This is a genomic window from Klebsiella sp. B345 (assembly GCF_051131735.1).
GTDB lineage: Bacteria > Pseudomonadota > Gammaproteobacteria > Enterobacterales > Enterobacteriaceae > Klebsiella.
In genome coordinates this window covers 4,184,869-4,211,803 of the sequence record NZ_CP180443.1, presented here as the reverse complement: position 1 = coordinate 4,211,803, position 26,935 = coordinate 4,184,869, and the positions used below count along the sequence as shown (strand labels likewise).

25 protein-coding genes, 1 other RNA gene and 1 pseudogene are annotated in these 26,935 nt (G+C 53.3%); 12 read left to right on the top strand and 15 right to left on the bottom strand.

The features are described 5' to 3' along the window. The first annotated feature begins 91 nt into the window (after positions 1-91). The 5 genes from acrA to maa all read left to right on the top strand — a co-directional run bounded on the left by acrA (position 92) and on the right by maa (position 6,307). Complete coding sequence (acrA, locus tag ACMYSO_RS19775) at positions 92-1,285, top strand: multidrug efflux RND transporter periplasmic adaptor subunit AcrA (protein ID WP_434667075.1); 1,194 nt, start codon at positions 92-94, stop codon at positions 1,283-1,285. Between the two features lie 22 nt (positions 1,286-1,307). Next, positions 1,308-4,454, top strand: a complete 3,147-nt coding sequence (gene acrB / locus ACMYSO_RS19770) for a multidrug efflux RND transporter permease subunit AcrB (RefSeq protein ID WP_123755735.1) — start codon at positions 1,308-1,310, stop codon at positions 4,452-4,454. A gap of 517 nt (positions 4,455-4,971) precedes the next feature. Beyond that, a complete protein-coding gene (gene tomB, locus ACMYSO_RS19765; protein ID WP_434586120.1) occupies positions 4,972-5,346 on the top strand; it encodes an Hha toxicity modulator TomB in 375 nt (124 codons plus the stop codon). Between the two features lie 26 nt (positions 5,347-5,372). Beyond that, positions 5,373-5,591 (top strand): HHA domain-containing protein, encoded by a 219-nt coding sequence (locus ACMYSO_RS19760; protein ID WP_004858783.1) that lies wholly within the window; start codon positions 5,373-5,375, stop codon positions 5,589-5,591. A 149-nt stretch (positions 5,592-5,740) separates the two neighbouring features. After that, positions 5,741-6,307 carry a maltose O-acetyltransferase gene (maa, locus tag ACMYSO_RS19755; RefSeq protein ID WP_434667072.1) on the top strand — a complete coding sequence of 189 codons (567 nt, stop codon included), beginning with the start codon at positions 5,741-5,743 and terminating at the stop codon, positions 6,305-6,307. Here the strand turns inward: maa and ACMYSO_RS19750 are convergent. Further along, positions 6,279-6,377: pseudogene (locus ACMYSO_RS19750) on the bottom strand (hypothetical protein); the annotation flags it as partial. The gene maa and the pseudogene ACMYSO_RS19750 sit on opposite strands and share 29 nt — an antisense overlap. Before the next feature lie 33 nt (positions 6,378-6,410). Here ACMYSO_RS19750 and ACMYSO_RS19745 point away from each other — a divergent pair. Then, positions 6,411-6,881 (top strand): YlaC family protein, encoded by a 471-nt coding sequence (locus ACMYSO_RS19745; protein WP_434667069.1) that lies wholly within the window; start codon positions 6,411-6,413, stop codon positions 6,879-6,881. Here the strand turns inward: ACMYSO_RS19745 and ACMYSO_RS19740 are convergent. Then, the gene (locus ACMYSO_RS19740; protein WP_434667067.1) at positions 6,850-8,307 is read right to left on the bottom strand and encodes a PLP-dependent aminotransferase family protein; all 1,458 of its coding nucleotides are present in this window, start codon (positions 8,305-8,307) and stop codon (positions 6,850-6,852) included. The two genes, ACMYSO_RS19745 and ACMYSO_RS19740, sit on opposite strands and share 32 nt — an antisense overlap. A gap of 100 nt (positions 8,308-8,407) precedes the next feature. Here ACMYSO_RS19740 and ACMYSO_RS19735 point away from each other — a divergent pair, with 100 nt between their 5' ends. Then, positions 8,408-9,118: a GNAT family N-acetyltransferase gene (locus ACMYSO_RS19735; RefSeq protein ID WP_434667064.1), complete on the top strand. Its 711-nt coding sequence runs from the start codon at positions 8,408-8,410 to the stop codon at positions 9,116-9,118. On the opposite strand, the gene ykgO is transcribed toward ACMYSO_RS19735, so the two are convergent. The 3 genes from ykgO to ACMYSO_RS19720 form a co-directional block, all read right to left on the bottom strand. After that, positions 9,115-9,255, bottom strand: a complete 141-nt coding sequence (ykgO, locus tag ACMYSO_RS19730) for a type B 50S ribosomal protein L36 (protein WP_003859006.1) — start codon at positions 9,253-9,255, stop codon at positions 9,115-9,117. The two genes, ACMYSO_RS19735 and ykgO, sit on opposite strands and share 4 nt — an antisense overlap. Positions 9,256-9,257: 2 nt before the next feature. Beyond that, positions 9,258-9,518 (bottom strand): type B 50S ribosomal protein L31, encoded by a 261-nt coding sequence (locus ACMYSO_RS19725; protein ID WP_123755730.1) that lies wholly within the window; start codon positions 9,516-9,518, stop codon positions 9,258-9,260. A gap of 165 nt (positions 9,519-9,683) precedes the next feature. Then, on the bottom strand, positions 9,684-10,757 hold the full coding sequence (locus ACMYSO_RS19720; protein ID WP_434586124.1) for a LacI family DNA-binding transcriptional regulator: 1,074 nt from the start codon (positions 10,755-10,757) through the stop codon (positions 9,684-9,686). 269 nt (positions 10,758-11,026) lie between these two features. Here ACMYSO_RS19720 and ACMYSO_RS19715 point away from each other — a divergent pair, with 269 nt between their 5' ends. Beyond that, complete coding sequence (locus ACMYSO_RS19715; RefSeq protein WP_434667062.1) at positions 11,027-12,298, top strand: maltoporin; 1,272 nt, start codon at positions 11,027-11,029, stop codon at positions 12,296-12,298. 166 nt (positions 12,299-12,464) lie between these two features. Here the strand turns inward: ACMYSO_RS19715 and ACMYSO_RS19710 are convergent, their stop codons facing one another. From ACMYSO_RS19710 to ACMYSO_RS19685, 6 genes are all read right to left on the bottom strand, one after another. Then, positions 12,465-12,779 (bottom strand): glucose PTS transporter subunit EIIB, encoded by a 315-nt coding sequence (locus ACMYSO_RS19710; RefSeq protein WP_434667059.1) that lies wholly within the window; start codon positions 12,777-12,779, stop codon positions 12,465-12,467. Between the two features lie 68 nt (positions 12,780-12,847). Further along, on the bottom strand, positions 12,848-14,905 hold the full coding sequence (locus ACMYSO_RS19705; protein ID WP_434667056.1) for a beta-galactosidase: 2,058 nt from the start codon (positions 14,903-14,905) through the stop codon (positions 12,848-12,850). Positions 14,906-14,936: 31 nt separating this feature from the next. Then, on the bottom strand, positions 14,937-16,139 hold the full coding sequence (locus tag ACMYSO_RS19700) for a glycoside hydrolase family 53 protein (RefSeq protein ID WP_434667052.1): 1,203 nt from the start codon (positions 16,137-16,139) through the stop codon (positions 14,937-14,939). A gap of 4 nt (positions 16,140-16,143) precedes the next feature. Further along, positions 16,144-16,995 carry a sugar ABC transporter permease gene (locus ACMYSO_RS19695; protein ID WP_434667050.1) on the bottom strand — a complete coding sequence of 284 codons (852 nt, stop codon included), beginning with the start codon at positions 16,993-16,995 and terminating at the stop codon, positions 16,144-16,146. A gap of 10 nt (positions 16,996-17,005) precedes the next feature. After that, positions 17,006-18,313, bottom strand: a complete 1,308-nt coding sequence (locus ACMYSO_RS19690) for a carbohydrate ABC transporter permease (RefSeq protein WP_123755723.1) — start codon at positions 18,311-18,313, stop codon at positions 17,006-17,008. A gap of 111 nt (positions 18,314-18,424) precedes the next feature. Further along, on the bottom strand, positions 18,425-19,657 hold the full coding sequence (locus ACMYSO_RS19685) for a maltodextrin ABC transporter substrate-binding protein (RefSeq protein ID WP_434667047.1): 1,233 nt from the start codon (positions 19,655-19,657) through the stop codon (positions 18,425-18,427). Between the two features lie 353 nt (positions 19,658-20,010). Between ACMYSO_RS19685 and ACMYSO_RS19680 the strand changes: the two genes are divergently transcribed. Next, on the top strand, positions 20,011-21,120 hold the full coding sequence (locus ACMYSO_RS19680; protein ID WP_434667045.1) for an ABC transporter ATP-binding protein: 1,110 nt from the start codon (positions 20,011-20,013) through the stop codon (positions 21,118-21,120). A 260-nt stretch (positions 21,121-21,380) separates the two neighbouring features. Next, positions 21,381-22,949 (top strand): EAL domain-containing protein, encoded by a 1,569-nt coding sequence (locus ACMYSO_RS19675; protein ID WP_434667042.1) that lies wholly within the window; start codon positions 21,381-21,383, stop codon positions 22,947-22,949. Positions 22,950-22,980: 31 nt separating this feature from the next. On the opposite strand, the gene ACMYSO_RS19670 is transcribed toward ACMYSO_RS19675, so the two are convergent. Continuing rightward, on the bottom strand, positions 22,981-23,595 hold the full coding sequence (locus tag ACMYSO_RS19670) for a YczE/YyaS/YitT family protein (protein ID WP_434667039.1): 615 nt from the start codon (positions 23,593-23,595) through the stop codon (positions 22,981-22,983). Between the two features lie 87 nt (positions 23,596-23,682). Here ACMYSO_RS19670 and ACMYSO_RS19665 point away from each other — a divergent pair, with 87 nt between their 5' ends. Then, positions 23,683-25,110 carry a PLP-dependent aminotransferase family protein gene (locus ACMYSO_RS19665; RefSeq protein WP_434667036.1) on the top strand — a complete coding sequence of 476 codons (1,428 nt, stop codon included), beginning with the start codon at positions 23,683-23,685 and terminating at the stop codon, positions 25,108-25,110. 133 nt (positions 25,111-25,243) lie between these two features. Here the strand turns inward: ACMYSO_RS19665 and ACMYSO_RS19660 are convergent, their stop codons facing one another. From ACMYSO_RS19660 to ffs, 3 genes are all read right to left on the bottom strand, one after another. Further along, positions 25,244-25,459 (bottom strand): hypothetical protein, encoded by a 216-nt coding sequence (locus tag ACMYSO_RS19660; protein WP_123755717.1) that lies wholly within the window; start codon positions 25,457-25,459, stop codon positions 25,244-25,246. Further along, entirely contained in the window at positions 25,456-25,713 is a 258-nt protein-coding gene (locus ACMYSO_RS19655; protein WP_123756220.1) for a hypothetical protein, read from the bottom strand. Before ACMYSO_RS19655 ends, ACMYSO_RS19660 begins: the two co-directional genes overlap by 4 nt. 392 nt (positions 25,714-26,105) lie before the next feature. Further along, positions 26,106-26,202: signal recognition particle sRNA small type (ffs, locus tag ACMYSO_RS19650), an RNA gene on the bottom strand. Between the two features lie 264 nt (positions 26,203-26,466). On the opposite strand from ffs, the gene ACMYSO_RS19645 reads away from it, so the two are divergent. Further along, positions 26,467-26,874, top strand: a complete 408-nt coding sequence (locus ACMYSO_RS19645) for a dTDP-glucose pyrophosphorylase (protein ID WP_434667032.1) — start codon at positions 26,467-26,469, stop codon at positions 26,872-26,874. Positions 26,875-26,935 lie beyond the last annotated feature (61 nt).

Here is a 26,935-nt window from a genome sequence, read left to right as displayed (position 1 = left end):
ACCATAGCATGACCATAATAGAAACACAGTAGTGGGTTTGTGGTCGTTTGAGCCACTGAACAATTTGAAATTGGACACTCGAGGTTTACATATGAACAAAAACAGAGGGTTAACGCCTCTGGCGGTCGTTCTGATGCTCTCAGGCAGCTTAGCGCTAACAGGATGTGACGACAAACCGGCTCAGCAAGGGGCTCAGCATATGCCGGAAGTCGGTGTAGTGACGCTCAAATCCGCACCTCTGCAAATCACCACTGAGCTACCGGGCCGTACCAGCGCCTACCGTATTGCAGAAGTCCGCCCTCAGGTAAGTGGCATTATTCTGAAACGTAACTTTACGGAAGGTGGCGACATCAAGGCCGGCGAGTCTCTCTATCAGATCGACCCCGCGACCTATCAGGCCAGCTATGAAAGTGCGAAAGGCGATTTAGCCAAAGCACAAGCGGCGGCCAATATCGCCCAGTTGACAGTTAAACGTTACCAGAAGCTGCTTGGCACCAAGTACATCAGTCAACAAGACTATGATACTGCGGTCGCCGATGCTCAGCAGAGCAATGCTGCCGTTGTCGCCGCGAAAGCCGCGGTAGAAACTGCACGTATTAACCTGGCTTATACCAAAGTGACCTCGCCGATCAGCGGCCGCATTGGTAAATCCGCGGTCACCGAAGGCGCGCTGGTGCAGAACGGTCAGACGACCGCCCTGTCAACCGTTCAGCAACTGGATCCGATCTACGTTGACGTGACCCAGTCGAGCAACGATTTCCTGCGTCTGCGACAAGAGCTGGCAAATGGCACGCTGAAACAAGAGAACGGCAAAGCCAAAGTCGAGCTGGTAACCAGCGACGGGCTTCAGTATCCGCAAGCCGGTACGCTTGAGTTCTCCGATGTCACCGTTGACCAGACCACCGGTTCAATCACTTTACGTGCCGTCTTCCCGAACCCGGACCACACGCTGTTGCCAGGTATGTTCGTGCGTGCTCGTCTCCAGGAAGGCACCAACCCGGATGCGCTGCTGGTTCCACAGCAGGGTGTCACCCGTACACCACGTGGCGATGCCAGCGTGATGGTGGTGGGTGAAGGCGATAAAGTAGAAACCCGCCAGGTCAACGCCACACAGGCAATCGGCGATAAATGGCTGGTGACCAGCGGCGTGAAATCCGGCGATCGCGTGATCGTTACCGGGCTGCAAAAAGTAAAACCAGGCGTGCAGGTAAAAGCGCAGGAAGTGACCTCTGACGATAAACAGCAAGTTGCCAGTAACGCACAGTCAGAACAAACCAAGTCTTAACTTAAACAGGAGCCGTTAAGACATGCCTAATTTCTTTATCGATCGCCCCATATTCGCATGGGTGATCGCCATTATCATCATGCTAGCGGGTGGTCTTGCGATCATGAAGCTGCCAGTTGCGCAATATCCAACGATTGCGCCACCGGCCGTTTCGATCACCGCAACCTACCCTGGCGCTGATGCGAAAACGGTGCAGGACACCGTGACACAGGTTATCGAACAGAACATGAACGGTATCGATAACCTGATGTACATGTCCTCCAACAGTGACTCAACCGGTACAGTACAGATTACCCTGACCTTCCAGTCAGGTACTGATGCAGATATCGCGCAGGTGCAGGTGCAGAACAAACTGCAGCTCGCCATGCCGCTGCTGCCGCAGGAAGTACAGCAACAGGGTGTGAGCGTGGAGAAATCCTCCAGTAGCTTCCTGATGGTTGTCGGCGTTATCAACACCAACGGCACCATGACGCAGGAGGATATTTCCGACTACGTGGGCGCCAACATGAAAGATGCGATCAGCCGTACGTCTGGTGTGGGTGACGTTCAGCTGTTTGGTTCCCAGTACGCGATGCGTATCTGGATGGATCCGAACAAACTGAACAACTTCCAGCTGACGCCGGTTGATGTGATCAGCGCGATTAAAGCGCAGAACGCCCAGGTTGCAGCCGGTCAGTTAGGTGGTACGCCGCCGGTGAAAGGCCAGCAGCTGAACGCCTCGATCATCGCGCAGACCCGTCTGAAATCCGCTGACGAATTCAGCAATATTCTGCTGAAAGTGAACCAGGATGGTTCGCAGGTTCGTCTTCGTGATGTGGCGAAGGTTGAGCTGGGTGGCGAGAACTACGACATCGTTGCGAAGTTTAACAACCAGCCGGCTTCTGGTCTGGGTATTAAACTGGCAACCGGCGCGAACGCGCTGGATACGGCAAATGCCATTCGTGCCGAACTGGCGAAAATGGAGCCGTACTTCCCGTCAGGTCTGAAAATTGTTTACCCGTATGACACCACGCCGTTCGTGAAAATCTCTATTCACGAAGTAGTGAAAACGCTGGTGGAAGCGATCATCCTGGTATTCCTGGTAATGTATCTGTTCCTGCAGAACTTCCGCGCGACGTTGATTCCAACCATCGCGGTACCGGTAGTATTGCTGGGGACCTTCGCCATCCTCGCCATCTTCGGCTTCTCGATAAACACCCTGACCATGTTCGGTATGGTGCTGGCGATCGGTCTGCTCGTCGATGACGCCATTGTGGTGGTCGAAAACGTCGAGCGTGTGATGGCGGAAGAAGGCCTGCCGCCGAAGGAAGCAACCCGGAAATCCATGGGCCAGATCCAGGGCGCTCTGGTGGGTATCGCCATGGTGCTGTCGGCGGTATTTATCCCAATGGCCTTCTTCGGTGGTTCAACGGGGGCGATTTACCGTCAGTTCTCCATCACTATCGTATCCGCGATGGCGCTGTCGGTACTGGTAGCATTGATCCTGACCCCGGCGCTGTGCGCCACGATGTTAAAACCTATCGCTAAAGGCGGTCACGGCGAGCACAAAGGCTTCTTTGGCTGGTTTAACCGCATGTTCGATAAGAGCACGCACCACTACACCGATAGCGTAGGTAACATTCTGCGCAGTACTGGCCGTTACCTGGTGCTGTATCTGATCATCGTCGTCGGAATGGCGTGGTTGTTCGTTCGTCTGCCAAGTTCGTTCTTACCTGATGAAGATCAGGGCGTATTCCTCAGTATGGCGCAGCTTCCGGCTGGCGCGACGCAGGAACGTACGCAGAAAGTGCTCGACGAGATGACGGACTACTATCTCACCAAAGAAAAAGACAACGTTGAGTCGGTGTTTGCCGTTAACGGCTTCGGCTTCGCCGGTCGTGGTCAGAACACCGGTATTGCGTTCGTCTCGCTGAAAGACTGGAGCGAACGTCCTGGTTCAGAGAACAAGGTTGAAGCGATTACCGGTCGTGCGATGGCCCGTTTCTCGCAGATTAAAGATGCGATGGTCTTCGCCTTTAACCTGCCGGCTATCGTGGAACTGGGTACCGCAACCGGCTTCGACTTCCAGCTGATCGACCAGGGTGGTTTGGGCCATGAAAAACTGACCCAGGCACGTAACCAGTTGTTTGGTGAAGTAGCGAAGCACCCTGACCTGCTGGTCGGCGTGCGTCCAAACGGTCTGGAAGATACACCGCAGTTCAAGGTGGATATCGACCAGGAGAAAGCGCAGGCGCTGGGCGTATCTATCAGTGACATCAATACCACGCTGGGCGCGGCCTGGGGCGGTAGCTATGTCAACGACTTCATCGACCGCGGTCGCGTGAAGAAAGTGTACGTCATGTCTGAAGCAAAATACCGTATGCTGCCGGAAGATATTGGCAACTGGTACGTCCGCGGTAGCGACGGGCAGATGGTGCCGTTCTCGGCCTTCTCAACGTCTCATTGGGAGTACGGTTCACCTCGTCTGGAACGCTATAACGGTCTGCCATCGATGGAAATCCTCGGTCAGGCGGCACCGGGTAGAAGTACCGGTGAAGCGATGACCATGATGGAAGAGCTGGCCAGCAAACTGCCTTCGGGTATTGGCTATGACTGGACCGGTATGTCCTACCAGGAACGTCTGTCCGGTAACCAGGCGCCAGCGCTGTATGCCATTTCACTTATCGTGGTATTCCTCTGTCTGGCAGCGCTGTATGAAAGCTGGTCGATACCGTTCTCGGTCATGCTGGTTGTGCCACTGGGGGTCATCGGCGCCCTGCTGGCGGCAACGTTCCGTGGCCTGACAAACGACGTTTACTTCCAGGTGGGCCTGCTGACAACCATTGGCTTGTCGGCGAAGAACGCGATACTTATCGTCGAATTCGCCAAAGATCTGATGGATAAAGAAGGCAAAGGTCTGATAGAGGCGACGCTGGAAGCGGTACGTATGCGTCTGCGTCCTATCCTGATGACCTCACTGGCATTTATCCTCGGGGTTATGCCGCTGGTTATCAGTTCCGGTGCAGGCTCCGGTGCACAGAACGCCGTAGGTACGGGCGTAATGGGCGGGATGGTGACCGCGACGGTACTGGCAATCTTCTTTGTTCCTGTGTTCTTCGTGGTGGTTCGCCGCCGCTTCAGTAAGAAAACGGAAGACATTGAGCACAGCCATCCGGTTGAGCATCATTAATCTCCCATGACTAAGGGCCGCACATGCGGCCCTTTTTTTATGTGTTTCAGAGCACTTCCCGACTCATTGAGTCAGCAAGATCGCTGCCCTATATTAAAGCGCACGCAATGCCACGGTTTATTTTACATTCTGATATACAATTTCTTGCGATAAGCTTTGCTTTATTCCATTCGGATTTTTCTTTTCCAGGCTTATCAGAGATAAGAATATTCTTAACTCTGAATTCGTTCCGGATAGCCTTGTGACTGCGGGAAATCATTAGTTAAATCAATGACCCATAAGCCTTGCTGCCCACAGCGGACCCCAGACCGGATGCTGTAATAATAAATTCGGATATTTTTAAGATAAATTAACCGCGATAATTGTAATTTTTCGTAATAGCACGGTGAAATCTTTTTAAGAGTGGATTATAGTTAAAACAACAGGATTACAATGTATGTGTCAGGTCTGTTAGTCGTGTTCATCCCACAACGGTGCTTGCTGGTCGTCGTTTAAACCACTCATAAGGGGATGCGTTATGGACGAATACTCGCCAAAAAGACATGATATCGCGCAACTTCGATTTCTCTGCGAAACCCTGTATCATGACTGCCTTGCAAACCTGGAAGAGATCAACCACGGTTGGGTGAATGACCCGACGTCGGCTGTCAATCTTCAGATTAATGAATTGATCGAACACATCGCCACGTTCGCGCTTAATTATAAAATTAAGTACGCTGAGGATAATAAACTGATTGCTCAGCTGGACGAATACCTGGATGACACGTTTATGTTGTTCAGTAGTTATGGCATTAACACGGGCGATCTCCAGAAATGGCGTAAATCGGGGAATCGGTTATTCCGTTGTTTCGTGAATGCCAGCCGGGAGAACCCGGCAAGTCTTTCTTGTTAGTATTATTACAATCTAAAGGTGATTTTATGTCTGGTGAACCATTAACCAAAACAGACTATTTGATGCGCTTACGTCGCTGTCAGACAATTGATACGCTGGAACGCGTAATTGAAAAAAACAAATATGAACTTTCCGATAACGAACTGGCTGTATTTTACTCAGCGGCCGACCATCGTCTTGCGGAATTGACCATGAATAAGCTTTACGACAAAATCCCAACATCTGTGTGGAAATTCATTCGTTAATTCATTTTACGTATCAATACGCAGGTTAATTGAATTGCCCCTCTGACGCAGGGTTTAATTGTGATATCTCTCGCATAAGTCATTAATAACACTTATGAAACCGGTCTCTTTTTTTATATTATGGTGCCCATTTCATTAAGGAAAGCACCATGAGTGAAGAAAAACGCAAAATGATCGCTGGCGAGTTTTATCAGCCAGGAGACGCAACGTTACGAGCCGATCGCCTGCACGCCAGGCAATTACTGCATCGCTACAACCATTCGGCACCCGATGAACGTGAATGGCGGGCAACATGCCTTACCGAGCTATTTGGCAGGGATCATGACGCCTATATTGAACCCACTTTCCGCTGTGATTATGGTTACAATATATTCCTCGGCACCAATTTTTACGCCAATTTTGACTGCGTGATGCTCGACGTTTGCCCGATTCATATCGGTAATAATTGCATGCTGGCGCCCGGCGTCCATATCTATACCGCCACGCATCCACTGGATGCGGATGAACGCAACAGCGGCAAAGAGTACGGCAAACCCGTGACGATTGGCCATAATGTCTGGATTGGCGGTCGGGCGGTGATTAATCCCGGCGTGACGATTGGCGACAACGCGGTCATTGCTTCCGGTGCCGTGGTGGTGAAAGATGTTCCGGCTTACGCCGTCGTCGGCGGCAACCCGGCGCAAATCATCAAGATGCTGACAGCGCAAAAATCGTAACTGTTATGCTTTTCTGCAACTGATCTGTTACTTTCCCGAGAGATTACTGCAACATAAAATAGCCTTCAGGCTAGCGCGTTATGAAGCAGAACCGGGGAGCAAAATGACAGAAATACAGCAGTTGCTGACCAACACCATTGATGAACTCAATGCGCAAGAGAAGCGTGACAACCGTCCGCGCTTTAGTATTAGTTTTATCCGCAACCATCCGTGGCTGTTCGTCGCGATGTACGCCGCCTTCCTGGCAACCTTCGTAGTCATGTGGCGTTCAGAAACGCTGGCAGATTCCGTCTGGTTGCTGGTTGTGCTGTTTGTCCTGCTCAACGGTTTCTTCTTTTTCGACGTCTACCCGCGCTATCGCTACGAAGATATCGATGTCCTGGATTTTCGCGTTTGTTACAACGGCGAATGGTACAACACGCGTTACGTACCGCAACAGCTGATTGAACGCATTCTGCAATCGCCCCGCGTTGCCGGTGAGCAGAAAAACCAGCTTGAGAAAATGGTCGCCACCAAAGGTGAGCTATCGTTTTACGATGTTTTCAGCCTGACCCGCGTCGGGACTGCACAATAAGACGATTTAACGTCCGGATCGCCGGGCCAAAGTGCGAGGCAGAGGTATTACCGTACCCCAGCACCAGCCCACTTCGCGCCTTTGCGGCATTAAGGTAAAAGCGACTTAACGCCGCCGGCGCCTGCTGATACTGTCGCGCCTTCTCAACTATCGCGCCATCGTCAATCCCGTCGATGGCCACCGTCAAATGCAAACCGCCCCCCCCGCCCAGAATCTCATAGGGCTGGGTAAGCTCCATCTCAAGGGCCTCGCGCAACTGCAGCTGTCGCCCACGATACAGCCGACGCATCGCCGCCAGATGGCGGGCGTAGTGCCCCTCTTCAATAAACAACGCCAAAGCACGCTGCTCGGCGCGGTGGCCGCCGCGTAGCAGCGACCCGACGATTCCCTGCGCCGCTTCCGCCAGCGCAGGAGGCATCACAACAAAACCGACACGCAGTGCCGGGAACAGCGTTTTGCTGAAGGTACCGAGATAGACCACCGGTGCCTGCTTTAGCATGCCTGACATCGCCTGAATCGGCTCACCGCTGTAGCGAAACTCGCTATCGTAATCATCTTCAATGATCCACGCATCGTGCTGCCGGGCATAGTCCAGCAGCGCCAGACGCCGTCGCGCGCTCATGACTGATCCACAAGGATACTGGTGTGAAGGTGAGGTGAAAATCAGGCGCGGCGTCGTACTGTCGTTAACATCCGGGCACATCCCTTCGCTATCGACCGGCATCCCTTTGATACGCAGTCCGGCCTTCAGAAATACGCTCTTCGCCCCAGGATAACCCGGCTCTTCGACCCACGCGGTATCACCCGCCACGCTCAGCAGATGCGTACAAATGCTCACTCCTTCAAGCGCGCCTTCGGTGATCACCACCTGCCGGGCATCACAGCGGATCCCACGTGACAGCGCCAGATGGCGCACTATCGCCTCCCGCAACGCAGGATCGCCCGCCGCATCGCCATACCCCAGCAGCGCATAGCCCTCTTCCCGTAGCACCCGGTCGAGTAGCCGCCGCCAGACGGGCAAGGGGAAATAGTTTATCGCTGGCGTGCCAGGGGTAAACGCCAGCACGGGTGAATCCCGGCGGGTCCCCGCTGGCAACGCCAGCAGCCTCTCCGGCAACGCAATAGCACAAGGCGGTCCTTCGTTCTCACCAGCAGAAAGCTGCCTCGCCACCCAGGTGCCCTGACGACTACGTGACAGATAACCCTCCATTGCCAGCTGATCCAGCGCTGCGTTGATGGTATTACGCGACAGATTGAGTCGTTCAGCAATGGTCCGCGAACCGGGTAGACGGCTTCCTCCCACCAGCGAGCCCTGCAGAATCGCCTCGCGCAGCGCGTGATAAAGCGTGCGCTGGAGGGTTCCGTGACTCCGGCGGTTTAGGGAATGTTCCAGCAGGGTGAAAAAGGCATCGTCAGGGATATTCATCGCGGCTCCTCGTGGCACCATCAAAACATACTCTGATGGCTCTTTTTATGGAACCAGTAAAACCGTAATCTCACCCTACTCATCCAGACAAGGAAATCCCATGAATCAGCAAAACGCATTCGGTCAACCCGTTGGCGAAGCCTTGCCCGACTGGCAACCACGCCCTCACCCGGAGCACCTCGTTCTGCAAGGCCGCACCTGCCGCCTTGAACCGCTGACTACCGCACACGCCGGCGCACTCTTTGCCGCACACCAACTGGCTCCGGATACCCGCAGCTGGACCTGGCTGCTGCGCGAGCCGGACAACAGCGTGGAGGGATATAGCGCCTGGGTTGCCAGCGTGGAGCATCTCAGCGATCCCATGCATTTCGCGGTAATCGATCGGCAGACCAACCAGCCGGTTGGCTCGCTGGCGCTGATGCGTATTGATGCGAATCATGGCGTGGTTGAAGTGGGACACGTGCATTTCTCACCGCTGCTCAGCCGGACTGTCATGGCAACGGAAGCCCACTGGCTGCTGATGAGCTATGCCTTCGATACGCTTGGCTATCGTCGTTATGAATGGAAATGCAACAGCCTGAACGAACCTTCACGCCGGGCGGCACAGCGGTTAGGTTTTCATTTTGAGGGACGTTTTCGCCAGGCACTGGTGATAAAGGGCCACAACCGCGATACCGACTGGTTCTCGATAATCGACGGCGAGTGGCCGCAGGTGGATAAGGCGATGCAACAGTGGCTGGCCAGCGAGAACTTTAGCGCCGATGGCCAGCAGCGTCAGACGCTGGAGAGCTTCCGCGCGACGGCAAATTAACGTCGCTTCTTGCGCCCCTGTACGGCTTTAAAGCGCGGGTTGCTCTTACAAATCACGTACAGCCGCCCTTTGCGCTTTACAATCTGGCAGTCCGGGTGGCGCTGTTTGGCGCTACGCAGCGAGTTGAGTACCTGCATCGTTAGTTCCTTTTCGCATCAATAAAACCGCCGAAACGTTGGCGGAAACGCGCCGTACTGCCTTCGTTGTTGAAGGCTTTCTGTTTACCGGTGTAATACGGGTGCGATTTTGACGACACGTCCAGGGTGACATAGGGATAGGTCACCCCTTCCAGTTCAATCACACGCTCGGTCTTAATCGTCGATCCCACTTTAAAATATTCATTCACGCTGGTGTCGTGGAACACCACGGTACGGTAATGCGGGTGGATATTGGCTTTCATGTTAACCCCACTAGATATGTTATAACATAACAACAAGATTACGCCGCACCAACGCAAAGATCAACCCTGAAAAGTTCATGGAATAACAAGTCAAAACCAGGAAGGCAGAACCAGAAGACAGAACAAGAAGACAGAAAACAGGCGGCGTGAGCCGCCCGTATCGGATTACGGATTGAGCTGATGAGCAAGTGCGCGCAGTTGTTCGGCAATAGCCTGCAGGTTTTTCCCCTGCTCGGTTTTCGGCCCGGTAGAGTGACGCACCACCAGTCTGGCAGGCAAAATCGACGAGGTATGCGATGTATCGCTATCCCCGCTATCGAGAAGGCGGCGCACGGCCTCTTTGCCTTGCAAATCGAGGTCCAGGGAAACCGTCGTCAGCGCCGGATAGAAGAAGGAGCTTTCGTAGGTATCATCATAGCCAATCACCGATTTTTCACCTGGAATCGGTACCTGATGCTGATGGAACGCGCTCAGCACACCCAGCGCCATCTGGTCATTTCCTACCAGTACTGCCGAGAATTTCGGCGTCTCACGCAGCATCTGCAACGCCCCGGCATAGCCGCTCTGCGCATCCCAGTTACCGCGAATCACCGTGACCGGCTGCAAACCATATCCTTCCAGGGTCTCCATCCAGCTTTTCAGGCGCAGCGTTGCGGATACCGAGCTCTCCGGGCCTGCCAGCAACGCAATATCCCGGTGACCCATCTCAAACAGATATTTGACGCTCGCACGGGTGCCATCAGCCGGGTTAAACGAAACGTTAAACACCGAACTGTAGGGGTCGACATCGAGGAAAAGACAGACGATGTCATCGTTGTCAGCCGCTATTTTCTGGGCCTCTTCGGTCTCCAGAGGCACGTTGATAATGACCTTATCAACCAGCTGAGACTTCAGCTCATTGATGGATTCCTGGATACTTTGATTGACGCTCTCATCAATCATCGAAATCAGCACCTGGTAACCTTCGACATTCGCATAGCGTTTTACCGCCGCGGCGACCTGTGAAGGGGCGTGCAGGGAGAGTGAAATCGTCACCAGCCCTACCGTTCGACTCTGCTTACCCACCAGCTGTTGTGCGAGGCGGTTCGGGACATACCGCAGCAACTCAATGGATTTCTCCACCTTGTGCCGTGTGGCTTCAGATACATTGGCAGATTTATTCAGCACCCTGGACACGGTCTGATAAGAGACGCCCGCATGACGAGCGACGTCTTCTAAAGTTGCGCTTTTAGACTTCATGGTCCGGTTCCTTATGTTGTTATCCCTGGATTGTAACAGGGGCCATTTGAAAAAACGCTCTTCTCAACATTCCATTGCGATAATTAGACGCAAAAAGTATTACGCTCACAATACAGTAAATTGTGAATACTCTCACCAACCGTAACAATTTACGCCATTTTATTTGCAGTTTATCACACAATCGCGATCGTTCATTTGCCTTGATTTACATTTAGGCATTTCATGACAGCGTTAATGTGAACGTAATACAAAACAATAAGAGGATTGACATGAACACTACGCTGCGCGCCCTTTCTGTTGCGTTAGCTGCTGCACTGGTTTCTCCCTCCGTGCTGGCCGCTTCCGCCTCTGTTCCTGGCATTGATTTTCATGGTTATCTGCGAGCCGGAGTTGGGGTCTCCGGTGACGGTAGCCAGGCCGAATGGCAAAAGAATAAAATTGGCCGTCTGGGTAACGAATCCGATACCTATGGCGAGCTGGAGTTGGGTTCAGAGGTGTACAAAAAGGACGATGTCAGCTTCTATCTCGACAGTATGGTTAGCATGGTTTCTGACGGGTCTAACGATAACGAATCGACCCTCAATGACGACGCGGAATTTGGCCTGCGTCAGTTAAACCTGCAGATCAAAGGCCTGATCCCTGGCGATCCTAATGCGGTCATCTGGGGCGGTAAACGCTACTATCAACGTCACGATCTGCACATCATTGATACCAAATACTGGAACATCTCCGGCTCCGGTGCCGGTATCGAAAACTACACCGTAGGCCCGGGTGCCGTTTCTCTGGCCTGGATCCGCGGTGACGCCAACGATGTCGATTATCGCGTCGACGGCGACAACGACGTCAATATTAACTATATCGATCTGCGCTATGCAGGCTGGAAACCGTGGTCCGGTTCATGGACGGAGTTCGGTATCGACTACGCTATGCCTAACACTACCAAGAAGCAGGATAGCTACGGTGGGCTGTATGACGCTGATAACGGCGTGATGCTGACCGGTGAAATCAGCCAGGATATGCTGGGCGGCTACAACAAACTGGTGCTGCAGTACGCGAACAAAGGTCTGGCACAGAATATGGTCTCCCAGGGCGGCGGTTGGTATGACATGTGGAACGAGGTCAACGATGCTACCGGCTATCGCGTCATCAACACCGGCCTGATCCCAATCACCGAAAAATTCTCGATTAACCATGTGCTGACCTGGGGCTCTGCCGACGACATCACCGACTACACCGATAAAACGCGCTTATTCTCGCTCGTGGCGCGCGGCCAGTATCAGTTCACAGACTATGTGCGCCTGATTGGCGAAGTGGGTGGTTTCTACCAGAAAGACAGCTACAAGAACAATACCTCCTACAAACAAGCCGGCGAGAAATACACGATTGCGCTGGGCCTGGCCGATGGTCCGGACTTTATGTCACGCCCGGAATTACGTATTTTCGCCTCGTATCTTAATGATTCCGAGGACGGCAAACCGTTTGAGGATCAAACTGCTAACAATACGTGGAACTTCGGGGTCCAGGTCGAGGCCTGGTGGTAATCGTCATATTAATTTTTGTACCTGTATTATCTCCACTGTAAGGTCGTAATTACCCTCCGGTAATGATTATTGCCATTGCTATTGCCCGGGATAATGTAATTTGTAGCATGACGGGAATATTGCTTTTATTTTGGGATAACTCAGCGATTGAGTTATCCCTTTTTCTTTATTTACGGCTGGTAAAATGCTCATCCAGCAATTGACGCAGGGCATCCGATTGCTTGCCAAAAATAGCATGAACCTGTTGACCGAGGATAATAACCCCTAAGGCACCCTGCTGCTGTAAAGCCTGAGAGTCGACGGTCGCCAGGTTATTCACCGTGACCCGCAAACGGGTAATACAGGCATCGACATTCACGATATTCCCCTCTCCGCCGAAGGCCTGAATTAACCCCTGTATTTGCTGTTTCTCGGCGTCATTCAACGGCACCGGCTGACGAGGCGGAGAGAAGTAATGCAGAAAAGATTTTAAACTCACCATAGTTTACTCCTGATTAAATACAGATAAAAAAAAACCTGCTCCCAGGAGCAGGTTCGGAGAAAGCGCAATTACGCTTTACGACTGAGGACACGGCAATCCCAGGGGGTTAAGGTCAGCGGCGCAGTGATATCGGCACCGGTCAGACTGTCCTGGTAGCCCTGCGGTAGGGTGACGCTGTGCTGCTGCGCACTATAGTTTTGCAGGAACACGTAGGTCGTTTCGCCATCGGTGCGCGCCGTCGCCACTACCGCCGGCGGAAGCTCGCTATCGATGGCCCGCGGCAGCGCCAGCTCTTTACTGATGGTGGCAAAGAAATCACGCTGGAAGGCCAGATCGTTACGTGATGCCACATGCCAGGCTTTGCCTTTGCCAAAGTGATTCACGGTGACCGCCGGGCGTCCCGCGTAGAAATCATCCCGGTAGGTCGCCAGCGGCTGTGCGCTTTCAGTATGAATCAGTTCGCACAAATGCCGCACCTGATATGGTCCTTGCAGGCCTCCTTCATTACCGGCCAGGCCCTGCACCAGGTTACGCTCGCCATCGTTCAGGCAGTCAATCTCTTCCGCCCAAATGCCCAGCAGGTTGCGCAGAGGCCCCGGGAAACCGCCAAGATGGCAAAGGTCAGATTCATTCACCACTCCCGTCCAGTAAGTGGTCACCAGATGCCCGCCGTTAGCGACAAACGCCTCGGCCCGTTCAGCAAAACCATCGCGAACCATATACAGCATCGGCGCAATGACCAGCTGATAGGCGCTGAGATCGCCATCCGCATCAATGACATCGACCGCGATCCCCTGCTCCCAGAAAGGCCGGTAGTGTTCATTGACGGTATTTTCATACTCCATCCCGAGATTGCGCGGCCCCTGAGCATCATCCAGCGCCCAGCGGTTTTGCTGGTCGAAAACAATCGCCACTTTCGCTTCAGTGCGGCAGCCCACCACACCGGGTAAGCGGCTGAGCATCTCGCCCAGCTTGCTAACCTCGCGGCCGATACGGGTGTCCAGGTGACCAACATGGTCAATGACCGCACCGTGGAATTTCTCCACCGAGCCGCGGCTTTTGCGCCACTGGAAGTACTGTACCGAATCGGCCCCGTGCGCCACCGCCTGCATAGAGGAGAGAATATGCATCCCCGGTTTTTTCAGCTTACTGGTCGGCTGCCAGTTGGTGGCACCGGGCGTTGACTCCATCAGGACGAACGGCTTGCCGCCTTTCAGGCTGCGCATCATGTCGTGATACATCGCGGTATAGCAGGCCAGCGCGGTTTCATCTTTATCGCGATGCCACATCGGGTAGCTATCCCAGGAGATAAAGTCCAGCGCCTGCGCCAGCTGCCAATAGTCGTAATCGTAGAAATACTCCATGAAGTTGGTGGTCACCGGCAGGTCGGCATTCGCCGCCTTCAGCGGAGCAATTTCATGACGGCAAAAATCGGTGACCTGCGCCGTGTTAAAGCGACGCCAGTCGAGATTCAGCCCGTGAATAGAAACTTCCCCCTGCGGCGCCGGAGATTCAATCTGCGACCAGTCGCTGTAGGTGTGGCTCCAGAATGTACTCCACCACGCATGGTTAAGGTTATCGAGCGTCTGATAACGTTCTTTCAGCCAGTCGCGGAAGCGCGCCTGACAGCGATCACAATGGCATTCGCCACCATATTCATTGGAGATATGCCATCCCAGTACGGCCGGATGCTGTGAATACCGTTCCGCCAGCAGGCTATTGATTTTAAAAATCTTGTCCCGATAAACCGGCGAAGTCATGCAGTGATTATGCCGTCCTCCATGCAATGCCGGTACGCGGTCGCGCCCCACCCGCAGCACCTGCGGGTAAGCCTGCGACATCCACGCCGGGCGGGCGCCGCTCGGCGTCGCCAGAAACACGTGGATCCCGGCGGCATACAGCTTATCCAGAATGCTGTCCAGCCAGCCAAATTCAAATACGCCTTCCTGAGGCTCAAGTTTGGCCCAGCTGAAAATCCCCACCGACATGACATTACAATTAGCCTGCTGCATCATGGCAATATCTTGCTCGATAATATCGGGATAATTCTCCCATTGCTCCGGGTTATAGTCAGCACCATGTAATAGCGCATTGACCTTTGGGCTCAAAGGCGAAAACTTATTCATAATAAATATCCTGAAATGTCAAACTTTACGATTAATTAAAGACTTTCGCCGATGGCAAAACTTTTCCCTGGCAATCAAACAGCGCCTGGTTTTCCCGGGCATTTCCCTGTTTCCATTCATCATGTATATATTTCATACCCGCCGGCGTGGCCCAGGTATTTCCCGGCACCGCAATCCAGGTCGGCTCCCAATAAAAAATACCTTTACCGCGTTGTTCAGGAACATCGATAACGGCCTGCATCAGGTCGTGAATATAATTATATTGCCCCTGAATAGTTGCTGGATAACCGCCATCTTTTTCTTCTTTCGCCTGGAAACTATTTTCTGCGTTATCGCAATTTTCCAGGGTATAGGCGTAGGCCGCCTCCACGACAATGACATCTTTGTTATAGCGCTTGCTGATATCATCCATATTCGCTTTTAGCGCGCTAATTGGACCATTCCAGTAGGTGTACATCGACAGGCCAATAATGTCGTAAGGCACATTGCGCTTGCTGATTTCATCGAACCACCAGCGGAAGGTATCGTTCTTGGTGCCTTCCGCCAGATGCAGCATGATTTTCACCTGCTCACCCTGCTTGAGATTCTCTTTCAGCCCGTCGATTGCCGCATTCAGCAATCCTGCCAGACGGTCAAATTCGCCACCGCCCTGCCCCCAGCTTTTGCCTTCTGGCCACAGCATGCCGCCGTTGATCTCATTCCCGATTTGCACCATATCCGGCAGCACACCTTCCTGCTTAAAGCGGGCGATGGTGTCGCGGGTGTAGTCGTGGATCGCCGTTTTCAGCTGCGGGTAATCCATTTTCTCCCATGCTTTGGGTTTGTACTGTTTACCCGGATCGGTCCAGAAATCGCTGTAGTGGAAGTCCAGCAGCAGCTTCATGCCCTGCGCTTTTGCCCGTTTAGCCAGCGCCAGGGTTGCCGCCAGATCGTTATCGCCACCGCCATAGCCCTGACCCTGAGCATCTTTCGGATCGACCCACAGGCGCAGGCGTACATAGTTCACGCCATCGGCTTTCAGGATGGCGATGGGATCCTGCAGCTGATTGTTGTGGTTATAAAATTTGGCGCCGTGCTTTTCAGCGTCCAGCAACGTGGAGATATCCGCACCTTTGATAAAGTCTGCAGGCATCGCGTTAAATGCACGCGTTTGCAGCGCTTCCGCGGCCAGCACAGCGGGGGAAAAACTGCATGCCAGACAAACAGCAAGCACAGCGGGTGTTAATCTTTTCATGGGGTTATCCTTTTGTACTGCCAGCGGTCAGGCCGGAAACAAAGTATTTTTGTAATGCCAGATAGAGAATCGCGACCGGAACGGCAATCAGCACCGCCCCTGCTGCATAGGTGGTGTAGCTGGCGCCCATTTTTTGCGCGACCAGGTTGTAAAGACCGATCGGTAACGTGTATTTGTCTGGCGTACGCAAAATGGTGCTCGACAAAATAAAGTCGCCCAGCGGGCCGGTGAAGGAGAACAGCGCCACCACCGCAAGGATCGGTTTTGACAGCGGCATGATGATCTCAAAGAAGATACGGAAGCTGCTGGCACCATCCATACGCGCTGACTCATCCAGATCTTTCGGGATCGCATCGAGATAGCCCTTCATCAGCCAGGTGTTCATCGGGATCATGCCGCCCACGTAGATCAGCACCAGCGCCAGGTGGCTGTTGATCAGCCCCAGCAGCTGCGAGAGCACGAAGATCGCAATCAGCGCAGAGAACTGCGGGATCATCTGCAGCAACAGAAACAGCATCAGCCCGTTCTGTCGCCCTTTAAACCGAAAACGAGAGAAAGCGTAGGCGGTAAAACTGACGCTGATTAAGGTGAGCGCCATGGTCATGAAGCTGATTTTCATCGAGTTCCAGTACCAGGTCAGGTAGTTCACATTACCGTTGAACAGGTCGGCATAGTGCTGGAATGACAGATTCTCAGGAATAATCGAGGTGCTGAGCAGGCTGTTTCCGGCATTCAGCGACGCCCCGACCGTCCAGATAAGCGGATAAATAATCACCACCGAGACCAGAATAACAACCAGCCAGGTGAGTGACAGGCGGATCCACTTTTCGCGTTTAATACTGGGTGATTTAGCCATGTGACTTCCCTTACGCCATGTCGTCGTTTTTGAAGGATTTGGTGGCGCGGAACTGCCACAACGCCAGGCCGACGACAAAAATCGACAGCAGAATAGTAATGGTTGCCGCAATGGCATATTGCGAAGAGGACATCGTCAGCTTGTAGATCCACGACACCAGAATATCCGTCCCGCCGGCGTTCGAACCCGCCACTGCTGGCCCACCGTTGTTGAACAAATAGATAATGTTGAAGTTGTTAAAGTTGAAGGTGTACTGGGTGATGATGATCGGCGCAATCGAGTACAGCACCAGCGGCAGGGTAATAGTCCGCAGACGCGTCCAGGCGCTGGCGCCGTCCATGGTTGCGGCTTCATACAGATCGTCAGGGATCGCCTGCAACACACCGGTCGTCATGGCGAACACAAACGGGAATCCTAACCAGGTTTGCATCATGATCAGCGCTGTTTTGGTCCAGAACGGATCGGTCAGCCACGCCTTCGGTCCAATGCCAAAGAACGACAGAATCGCGTTGTTAATCACCCCGAACGAATCGTTGAACATCCCCGCGAACACCAGAATGGTGACAAAGCCCGGAACCGCCCACGGCAGGATAAAAATGGTGCGAATCATCGGTTTAAAGCGCAGGTCTTTCTGGTTCACGAGGATCGCCAGCAGCACGCCGACGGTGCACTGCAGGGTCGTCGCCAGCAGCGTCCACACCACCGTCCACTGCAGGACGTCAAAGAAGGTCGAGCGCCAGATAGAGAGTGTGAAAATATTCACGAAGTTCTTAAAACCAACCCAGTCCACCAGCTTCGCCGGCGGCGTGTGGTACAGGTTGTAGTTCGTAAAGGCGATAGCAAAACCAAACAGAATGGGGAAAATGACGACGAACACCAGCAGAATAAAGCCGGGACTAATCATCAGATAAGGGAAGCCAGCGTTTAACAGCATCTGGTACTGTTTACGTACGCTGTTCAGGGCCACACCTTCATCGCGTTTTTTACCGTTAACCCAGGCATCGCGCAGTGAAAGGTAATAGACCAACAGACCGAAAGCGACGATCAGCACGCTGATGATCCCTTCCGCCAGCAGGAAAATAGAGTTATCCCGCGGCACTTCTTCGCCTAAGGTATAAAGCCCCCACAGACCTTCCTGCAGGAAGTCATAAAAAATTCCCATGAAACTGCTCAGCAGCACCAGGAAGACAAGCCCCTTCAGCCACTGGCGGTGATAAAACTGGCCAAAACCCGGTACGATAGCCAGCAGCAGACTGCACCACGCATGGCGCCCTGCACCGCGTGCTTCGGCAATATTTTCGCTGGGATTGATAATCACACACCACTCCTTCTGAAAACGGGAGGAGCGCCCCCCGTTTCTTTACCCCTAAGCCCTGATGTTCCGGAAAACAGGCTCATGCCTGTCACCGGTAAATGACCAACATCGCGATTACTGGTTGCTGGCCTGCATAGCCTCGATCTGCATCTTGATCTGTTTTTCGGCATTATCGAGCGCCGCTTTCGGCTCCTGTTTTCCGGTCAGGCTCAGCTCCAGCGCGGCATTTGCCGGCCCCCACACTTCGCCCATTTCCGGAATGCCCGGCATCGTCGTGGCGCGCGCGGACTGCACCGCGACCGCACTGGCTTTCTCGTCATTCTTGATCAGCGGATCGTCAATCATCGCTTTCAGGGCTGGGATCTCGCCGGTCGCCACATAGCGCGCCTTCACGTACTGAGGCTGGTTGATAAATTCGATAAACTGCTGGGCCAGCGCTTTGTCTTTGCTCCAGGTCGAAACCACATAACCTTTAACACCGAGGAACGAGCTCATCGGCTTGCCGTCAGGCAGCATCGGCAGCGGCGCGACGCCGTAATTAATCCCTGCAGCTTCATACGGCTGGAAAGCCCACGGACCGTTGATGACCGCCGCGGCTTTCTTCTCGGTGAATAAGGAATCGATGGCGTTCAGCCCGTTATCGCCAAGGATCCCGGCCGGGAAGACTTTTTCGCTGTAGAATTTTTTCAGGAAGGTGACGGCTTCAACCGCACCAGGTGTATTCAGGCCGACGTCCTGCGGATTAAATCCACCCTTGTCGTTTTTACCGAAGATATAGCCGCCCATCGGGCCAATAGCGCCCCAGCTGTAATAGATCTGATCGAACTTCGCCAGCAGGCCATATTTGTTCTGCGCCCGCTGAGCTTTCGAATAGTCGAACCACGCCTGCAGGCTGTCCAGCGGCTTGTCGATCAGGTCTTTGTTGTAAATCAGCACCAGGGTTTCCACCGCTTTCGGCACGCCGTACAACACGTTATCCATCCGGAAGGCGTTGATCGAAGCCGGGGTAAAGACCTCCTGCTTATCCGCCGCCAGCGTCAGCGGCGACAACAGCCCCTGCACTACCGCGCCACCCAACTGGTCGTTAGGGATGACCAGAACGTCAGGCCCAATACCCGCAGGGCCATCAAGGCGCAGCTTTTCCAGCTGCTGCGCATACGGCATCTCCTGCAGATTGACCTTAACGTCGTACTGTTTTTCGAAATCGCTTACCGCGGCTTTAATGCCGTCGGATTTTTTAATGTCTTCCCAGACGTTCAGTTGTCCGGCGGCGTGAGCCTGCAGGCTGACGAGCTGTCCGGCGGCCAGCGTAGTGAGGATAAGCGCAGCAAGAGTGTTCTTTTTCATTATCAACCTCATGTGAAGGTATAACAATTTATTGGTTTTTATTCGACATTGCCACTTATCAACATTCCTGAATCTGTTCATAAATGGCGGTTTACAGCGACATAATCAGATTTTCATGATTTGTTATACGCTACGCTTTGAGTGCGAACAAAACCACCTAAAGCTACCAGTTGTGTGATCATGATTGCAGAAATGAAACATCGATGTAGGGCACGAAAATGCTGGAAGTTATAGTCATCACATGATTTCAGCGCTGTTGAGCATAGTTCAGTCAGATTGTTACACGTAATACAATCATTACTGCAACCCTACTCCCAACGGCACATAACAATTACTAACCCCGGGGAATGTTGATGTCCAATATACGACTGAGGAATGTCACCAAACGGTTTGGTGACACCGTGACGCTGCACCAGGTCAATCTTGATATCGAAGACGGTGAATTTGCAGTCTTTGTCGGGCCGTCAGGCTGCGGGAAATCGACCCTGCTGCGCATGATCGCCGGGCTGGAAGATGTCAGCGATGGTGAAGTATTGATTGGCGATGAAGTCATGAACGACGTGGTGCCTGCCCATCGCGGTGTAGCAATGGTCTTCCAGTCTTACGCGCTCTACCCGCACATGACCGTGGCTGAAAACATGGGCTATGGCCTGAAGGTCAATAAAGTCCCTAAAGATGAGATCCGTCGTCAGGTCGAAATGGTCGCCAAAACGCTCCAGTTAACTCACCTGCTGGATCGCAAACCCAAGCAGCTCTCAGGCGGCCAGCGTCAGCGCGTGGCGATCGGGCGCGCCATCGTGCGCAACCCGCGCGTCTTCATGTTTGATGAGCCGCTCTCTAACCTCGATGCTGAACTGCGCGTCGAGATGCGCCTGCACATTGCCAAACTGCACCATGAATTGAAAACCACGATGGTGTATGTCACTCACGACCAGGTTGAAGCCATGACCCTGGCCGATAAAATCGTGGTGATGAATTACGGGAAAGTCGAGCAGATGGGCTCGCCGATGTCGCTGTACTACAACCCGGTCAATAAGTTTGTCGCCGGCTTTATTGGCTCACCCAAGATGAACTTCTTACCTGCCACCGTAACCGCCTGGCAGCCCGGGCAGCTCACCGTGCAGATGGCGCAACAGCACAGCCTGACGCTAAACATCACCACCACGCCGTTAACAGCTGGCGATGTGGTGACCCTGGGGATCCGCCCTGAACACCTGTCAACCGACGTGCGCAGCGGCACGGTGGTGGAGTTTCAATGCGAAGTGGTGGAACGTCTGGGGAATAACACCTATCTGTTCGGCCAGTGTTACGGCCATGACAACGTCAAAATTTTGCTGCCCGGCGACGTGCATTTCCGCCCATGGCAGAAAATCGACGTTGCGTTCGACGACCGCTTCTGTATGGTCTTTGATGAAAGCAATCAGCGGATCAGTGCTGATATCACGGCCCCGGATGCGCATTAACAACATCTGGTTGTCATGAACCGCTTTTATACTGATGTCGGGTGCTGGTAGCGAAGGCTGCCAGCATGCCAGCCACAGCCCTCGTTTTATTCCGTATCGCTCATTGCCTCGAACGCTGCGGATCATCCACTGTTTGCCCGATATCATCGTCATACGTGATTCGGGCATTTTTTAAATACAATAAAAATAACGTCTCGTCTGCGAGCTTTCTCAACTATCGGATATACTCAACAAACCCCCCATAATATAAGGATATGCGCATGACGACCCGGAATCTGGTGAGTCTGGTTACCGGGGTGTTGATACTTGCCGTCATTGTGCCAATAGCCTTAAGCATCTGGCTGGCGACAAACCAGGCAAAAATGCTGTTTTATACCGAACTGGATAACTACTCTTCGCGGGTCGTGGCGCGTATTCAACAGGTAGCAAACCAGGCAAGAGAAGCGCTGCAGGAAGCCGATACCCAAAGTGTTGTAACCTGCAGTCCACAGCACCTGCTCGCCATGCGCCGTATCGCCTATACCCATCGTTATGTACAGGAAGTCCTGTGGGTAAAGGATTCGATTCCGCAATGCTCTTCTCTTGAAGATCACAGTAGGCCTGTCACCTTCCCTGAACCCGATCATATCACCGCCGACGGCTATCGAGCCTGGCTCACCTCGGTTAGCGACATCGGTCTGAAGCACAAGATGACGGCGTTAGGCAGTAAGCATCATATTGTGATGATCGACCCTGCCTCATTTATCGATATCATTCCGCTCGGTCAGGAAAATATTCATGCAATCCTGTTCGGCATTAAATTCAAGCAGATTATTACCAGCAGCGAACCCCTCGATCCGGCAGTCTGGGAGCGAATCTGGAAGCTCGACAGCCAGACGCTCACCTTAGACAATACCGTTTATCGCCTTCACCGTATTCCCGAGCTGGGGCTGGCTATCGCTACCTGGTCATCCACGCTGCCGCTGCAGGAAAAATTTCGCCATCAGCTGATGTTGTGGTTGCCTCTTGGTCTGTTTATCAGTCTGCTGACCTCATTTTTGCTGCTACGGCTGCTGCGTACCCTGCGCTCACCGCGCTATGGCATGCTGGATGCGCTCCACTCAGACGCGATTCGGGTCCATTACCAGCCCATAGTCTCGCTGAAGGATGGCAAAATCGTTGGGGCCGAAGCGCTGGCCCGCTGGCAACAGCCCGACGGCAGTTTTTTATCGCCGGACATTTTTATTCCTCTTGCCGAACAGACCGGGCTGATCACCCACTTAACGGAAGATATCGTCCGCAAGATTTTTACCGATCTGGGGTCATGGCTGCATGATCGGCCGGACCTCCACATCTCAATCAATCTTTCGGTAGATGATTTGCGCTCCCCAAGGCTGCCCAAACTGATGCAGCAGCAGCTTGAACAATGGAAAATTACCCCGGCACAAATAGCCCTTGAGCTGACGGAACGCGGCTTCATCGATCCCGCCACCACTCTGCCGGTGATCGCCCGCTATCGCCAGGTGGGACACAGCGTGTCGATCGATGATTTTGGTACCGGCTATTCCAGCCTGAGCTACCTGCAAAAACTGGATGTCGATACGCTGAAAATTGATAAATCCTTCGTCGACGCCCTCGAGTACAAACCGCTCACGCCGCATATTATCAAGATGGCAAAAGCCCTTAATCTGGCGACCATTGCCGAAGGTGTTGAAACCCAAAGCCAGCGGGACTGGCTGTGTGAGCACGATGTTCTCTATGCGCAGGGCTGGTTGTACAGCCCGGCATTACCGAAGGATGAGTTTATCCAGTGGGCGGAAAATAACCTCAAAATGTACCGATTCCCCTGAGGTCATTACCTTTGCCGACAGTGGCCTGATATCAAGAGGCCACTTCGCCGCGACTGACCGCCGGTTCTGGCCGTACCGGCTGGCGGAACCACGGCAGACACAACTGGATCAGCGGGCCAATCGTCAGGGCATACAGCACGGTTCCAACCCCGAAAGTCCCGCCCAGCGTCCAACCAATCACCAGTACCGACACTTCAATCGCCGTGCGAATCCCACGTAAAGACCAGCCGGTACGGGCATGTAAACCGGTCATCAACCCATCACGGGGTCCGGGACCAAAACCAGCACCAATATACATTCCAGTCGCCAGGGCATTCATGACGATAGCGCCGACCAGCATCAGGCTGCGCACCACCAGCGAATCCAGCGGCGGTAGAACGGCGAGCGTGGCGTTAGCCGCCAGCCCCAGCACAATGACATTGCTGATGGTCCCCAGACCCGGCATCTGGCGCAACGGGATCCACAGCAGCAGCACCGCGGCGCCGGTCAGAATCATCACCGTGCCAAAATCGAGACCAAACTGCTTGCCGACGCCAAGGTGAAACACATCCCACGGGTCAGCGCCGAGATTGGCATGAACAAACAACGCGGTCGACACACCGTACAGAACCAGACCGACATAAAGCTGCACTAATCGACGTAACATTTTTTACCTCTGGATGATTGCGGACAACTCCATCATCGATAAAAATGGATTGATAATTAATGGCCAGTTTTAGAAAAGTGGATCGCTATGGTTTCTCGTCGCTTTGGTACGCAATCTCTGGTTCGTCTGCTGGGCCACTGGCAGGCGCCTTCTGGCCGCACGCCGCTCTGGCGCCAGCTGGCGGAAGCTCTGCGCCTGCTGATCCTCGATGGCCGCCTGACCCTCGAAACGCGCCTGCCCGGCGAACGGGAGCTGGCCAGCGCCCTGAACGTCAGCCGCACTACCGTTGCCAGCGCGCTGGGCCAGCTGCGTGAAGAGGGTTATCTTTACAGCCGTCAGGGCAGCGGTTCGCGCATCGCGCTACCGGAACGTTCGGGCGCAGCAGGAGATGTGGCCTTCCGTCCATCATCAATAAATCTGGCAACCGCCGCCCTGAGCGCCGGGCCAGAAATCCATCAGGCTTACCAGCAGGCGCTGACGGTAATGCCGCAGTATCTCGTAAATACCGGTTACGATCAGCACGGATTACAGGTCTTGCGTGAAGCCATAGCCCGCCGCTACGCTGAACGAGGGCTGCCCACCCGTAGCGATGAAGTGATGATCGTCAACGGCGCGCTGAGCGCTTTTGCGCTGGTTTTACGGCTGCTGACCGGGCCAGGCGACCGGGTTGTGGTCGACGCCCCGACCTATCCCATGGCCATCAGCGCCATTCAGGGCGCCTCCTGCCGGCCGGTCGGCGTCGCCCTGCCGCAGCAAGGCTGGGACTGCGATGGCCTGGCGGCGACCATTGCCCAAACGGCCCCCCGCCTGGCCTGGCTAATGCCCGATTTTCACAATCCCACCGGTCGCTGCATGGACAACGCCACCCGTCAGCGGGTCGCCGATATCGCGGCACAAACGCGCACCACGTTGGTCGTCGACGAGACGATGGTCGATTTGTGGTACAACGCGCCGCCACCACCGCCGCTGGCAACCTTCAACCCTGATGCACCGGTGATTACCATTGGTTCTGCAGGAAAAAGTTTCTGGGGAGGATTACGTATTGGCTGGATCCGCGCCTCTTCACGAACCATCGCCTCGTTAATGCAGGCCCGTGATTCGCTCGATCTCGGTACGCCGTTGCTTGAGCAACTGGCCTGTAGCTGGTTACTGGAACATGAGAAAACGCTGCTGCCCGCACGTCGGGAGATGCTCGCCGCACGCCGTGATATGTGCAGCGCGCTGATGACAGAGTTCTTCCCACAGTGGCGCTTTTCATCACCGGAAGGCGGGCTGTCGTTTTGGGTAGAATTACCGGGAATGCTGGCGACGCTGTTCTCGGCGAGGGCAGAAAGTCATGGGATTCATATTGGTACCGGTACGCGTTTCGGTCTGGCGGGTGCCTTCGATCGTTATTTGCGTTTGCCTTTCACCCTGGCGGATGAGGAGTTGCGCAGTGCCTTTACGACGCTGCAGCCATTGTGGGCGGGGATTTCACAACAGAATGAAAATTCAAGAATGCGGAAAATAATATAATAAAATATCGACGGGCTGGCATCAGCCCGTCAAAAAGTCATCATCCATGATGCATTTGAGATGTTTTTTATAAATTGCACTTCATCATGTCAGGACTATATGTCAGCCCGATGACACCGATGAATGAATGTCATTAATGCTGGCGTGGAATAGGAAAACTTTTTAACGAGATAATAAATCCATCTTCATCTTTTTTAATTTTTGCTCCGGTGTCACACCAGTCGGAGGCAATGCGAAAAAACTCATCACTACCGATATTCCAGTTGAGGCGAACATGCTTAACATACCCCGAACGTAACATGTCGCAGGCTTCGCTGTAGTTGCTGGCTGTAGAGAGTTGTTGTTTCATTTTTTCTTCTTCAGGATTTTTCTTAACGCTTTGATTTCTTTAGGGGTTAATGGAGAAGTTTCTTCTTCGGTATGCTGACTATCAATATCTTCTTCCGAAACCCCCGCCTCGTCTGCCGAATCTGCTGTTTGGAAAGCCAGCAGCAGCAGTTTCTCCGTTGCAGTACCCAGGTTCTCGTTATTTACTTCCGCGTAATGACGCAGCTTTTCTTTTAACTCTGCATCAATTTTTACGTTTAATACGACTGTGGTCATCGCCATGCTTCCCGTGCAAAAAAATTTACAATAATTAATACACGAAGTTAACAAACCGATCCAGACATATATTTCAGACTTGTTACCTGGTAGTAATTAGCGTAATTAATTTGCCTGTTATTTGTGACATGGAAATGACATTAATATTTCAGTAATATTGCAAAAATATGACATATAATTTTAAAGAATAAAAATTAGTGTTGTTTAGAAGGAATAGTAAGCAGGAATGGCACAGCGTCAGAGGGATATCACGAGGAGGGAAAGCGCTGCAGGCCCATGCTCACGGGCATCGTGCTGCAAAAAAGGAGGGCAAACCGTGCGATGTTGTGGCGTTCGGGAATCGTTGAATGAAAATGAAAAAAACCGTGGGGATCCCCAGAATTGGGTGGGGGCCCTGCCAGCTACATCCCGGCACACACGTCGTCTGCTCTGGCTGCTTCCTTCCGGATCTGACCTGGTAAACAGAGTAGCGTTGCGGGAGAACCAACAGAGCCCCCATTGAGAGCGTTGTTACCCAACGCGCTGGCGCATTATCCCTACTGCACCGGCGAATTGCAAGCTAACGCCGACCGGATGCTGGTTTATTGTCCAACACCCGCTACATTGCCCGAGCCGGCCAGGTTCTGCCTGGCGCTATCGGGTAGAGATCAAGGTATTGCGAGCATTATCGCAGTACCTTTCCCGGTATGCATCCATACTGACAGCATGGAATAACAGGTTTATGAATCAGTATTTTATCTCAATGGTAATAGCATGAGCGAATCACCGCGTTTTACAACGACTCTGGCGATGCCAGAGATTGACGGCGTCACCCTCTCCTTTCAGGGGCTACATTTTCTGCGCCCGGAACTGATGCTGGATTTTGTCAGCGTGAGCAGCGGCACTCTGCTGGCCATCACCCCGGTTGCGCTACTCTATTCCACGGTCGGTGTCCTGCAACGCCTGGATTTGCGCAAGCTGCCTATCGAGGTCAGCGGTCGCGTCATTTATCCGATCAGTTCTCAGCAACTTCCTTCCCTACGGGCAAAACTGATCATCAATGGCCAGTCCCGGCGGCTGAAATTTTTTGAAAGCCTGGTCGCCATGACCCCGGATGATAACGTCCATGGTATGCAGATCCTCGGCCTGTCACTCGAATTCACCGTCGCGAAACCGGCATAATGCCCGTCCCTGTACAGCTCCTCTGCCAGCGCTTATCCTGAACCTTTCCCGGTGACAGGAC

Bases quoted from the DNA above. Each gene is read 5' to 3' on its own strand.
- acrA (WP_434667075.1), top strand. From the start codon at position 92: ATGAACAAAAACAGAGGGTTAACGCCTCTGGCGGTCGTTCTGATGCTC.
- acrB (WP_123755735.1), top strand. From the start codon at position 1,308: ATGCCTAATTTCTTTATCGATCGCCCCATATTCGCATGGGTGATCGCC.
- tomB (WP_434586120.1), top strand. From the start codon at position 4,972: ATGGACGAATACTCGCCAAAAAGACATGATATCGCGCAACTTCGATTT.
- ACMYSO_RS19760 (WP_004858783.1), top strand. From the start codon at position 5,373: ATGTCTGGTGAACCATTAACCAAAACAGACTATTTGATGCGCTTACGT.
- maa (WP_434667072.1), top strand. From the start codon at position 5,741: ATGAGTGAAGAAAAACGCAAAATGATCGCTGGCGAGTTTTATCAGCCA.
- ACMYSO_RS19745 (WP_434667069.1), top strand. From the start codon at position 6,411: ATGACAGAAATACAGCAGTTGCTGACCAACACCATTGATGAACTCAAT.
- ACMYSO_RS19740 (WP_434667067.1), bottom strand. From the start codon at position 8,307: ATGAATATCCCTGACGATGCCTTTTTCACCCTGCTGGAACATTCCCTA.
- ACMYSO_RS19735 (WP_434667064.1), top strand. From the start codon at position 8,408: ATGAATCAGCAAAACGCATTCGGTCAACCCGTTGGCGAAGCCTTGCCC.
- ykgO (WP_003859006.1), bottom strand. From the start codon at position 9,255: ATGCAGGTACTCAACTCGCTGCGTAGCGCCAAACAGCGCCACCCGGAC.
- ACMYSO_RS19725 (WP_123755730.1), bottom strand. From the start codon at position 9,518: ATGAAAGCCAATATCCACCCGCATTACCGTACCGTGGTGTTCCACGAC.
- ACMYSO_RS19720 (WP_434586124.1), bottom strand. From the start codon at position 10,757: ATGAAGTCTAAAAGCGCAACTTTAGAAGACGTCGCTCGTCATGCGGGC.
- ACMYSO_RS19715 (WP_434667062.1), top strand. From the start codon at position 11,027: ATGAACACTACGCTGCGCGCCCTTTCTGTTGCGTTAGCTGCTGCACTG.
- ACMYSO_RS19710 (WP_434667059.1), bottom strand. From the start codon at position 12,779: ATGGTGAGTTTAAAATCTTTTCTGCATTACTTCTCTCCGCCTCGTCAG.
- ACMYSO_RS19705 (WP_434667056.1), bottom strand. From the start codon at position 14,905: ATGAATAAGTTTTCGCCTTTGAGCCCAAAGGTCAATGCGCTATTACAT.
- ACMYSO_RS19700 (WP_434667052.1), bottom strand. From the start codon at position 16,139: ATGAAAAGATTAACACCCGCTGTGCTTGCTGTTTGTCTGGCATGCAGT.
- ACMYSO_RS19695 (WP_434667050.1), bottom strand. From the start codon at position 16,995: ATGGCTAAATCACCCAGTATTAAACGCGAAAAGTGGATCCGCCTGTCA.
- ACMYSO_RS19685 (WP_434667047.1), bottom strand. From the start codon at position 19,657: ATGAAAAAGAACACTCTTGCTGCGCTTATCCTCACTACGCTGGCCGCC.
- ACMYSO_RS19680 (WP_434667045.1), top strand. From the start codon at position 20,011: ATGTCCAATATACGACTGAGGAATGTCACCAAACGGTTTGGTGACACC.
- ACMYSO_RS19675 (WP_434667042.1), top strand. From the start codon at position 21,381: ATGACGACCCGGAATCTGGTGAGTCTGGTTACCGGGGTGTTGATACTT.
- ACMYSO_RS19670 (WP_434667039.1), bottom strand. From the start codon at position 23,595: ATGTTACGTCGATTAGTGCAGCTTTATGTCGGTCTGGTTCTGTACGGT.
- ACMYSO_RS19665 (WP_434667036.1), top strand. From the start codon at position 23,683: ATGGTTTCTCGTCGCTTTGGTACGCAATCTCTGGTTCGTCTGCTGGGC.
- ACMYSO_RS19660 (WP_123755717.1), bottom strand. From the start codon at position 25,459: ATGAAACAACAACTCTCTACAGCCAGCAACTACAGCGAAGCCTGCGAC.
- ACMYSO_RS19655 (WP_123756220.1), bottom strand. From the start codon at position 25,713: ATGACCACAGTCGTATTAAACGTAAAAATTGATGCAGAGTTAAAAGAA.
- ACMYSO_RS19645 (WP_434667032.1), top strand. From the start codon at position 26,467: ATGAGCGAATCACCGCGTTTTACAACGACTCTGGCGATGCCAGAGATT.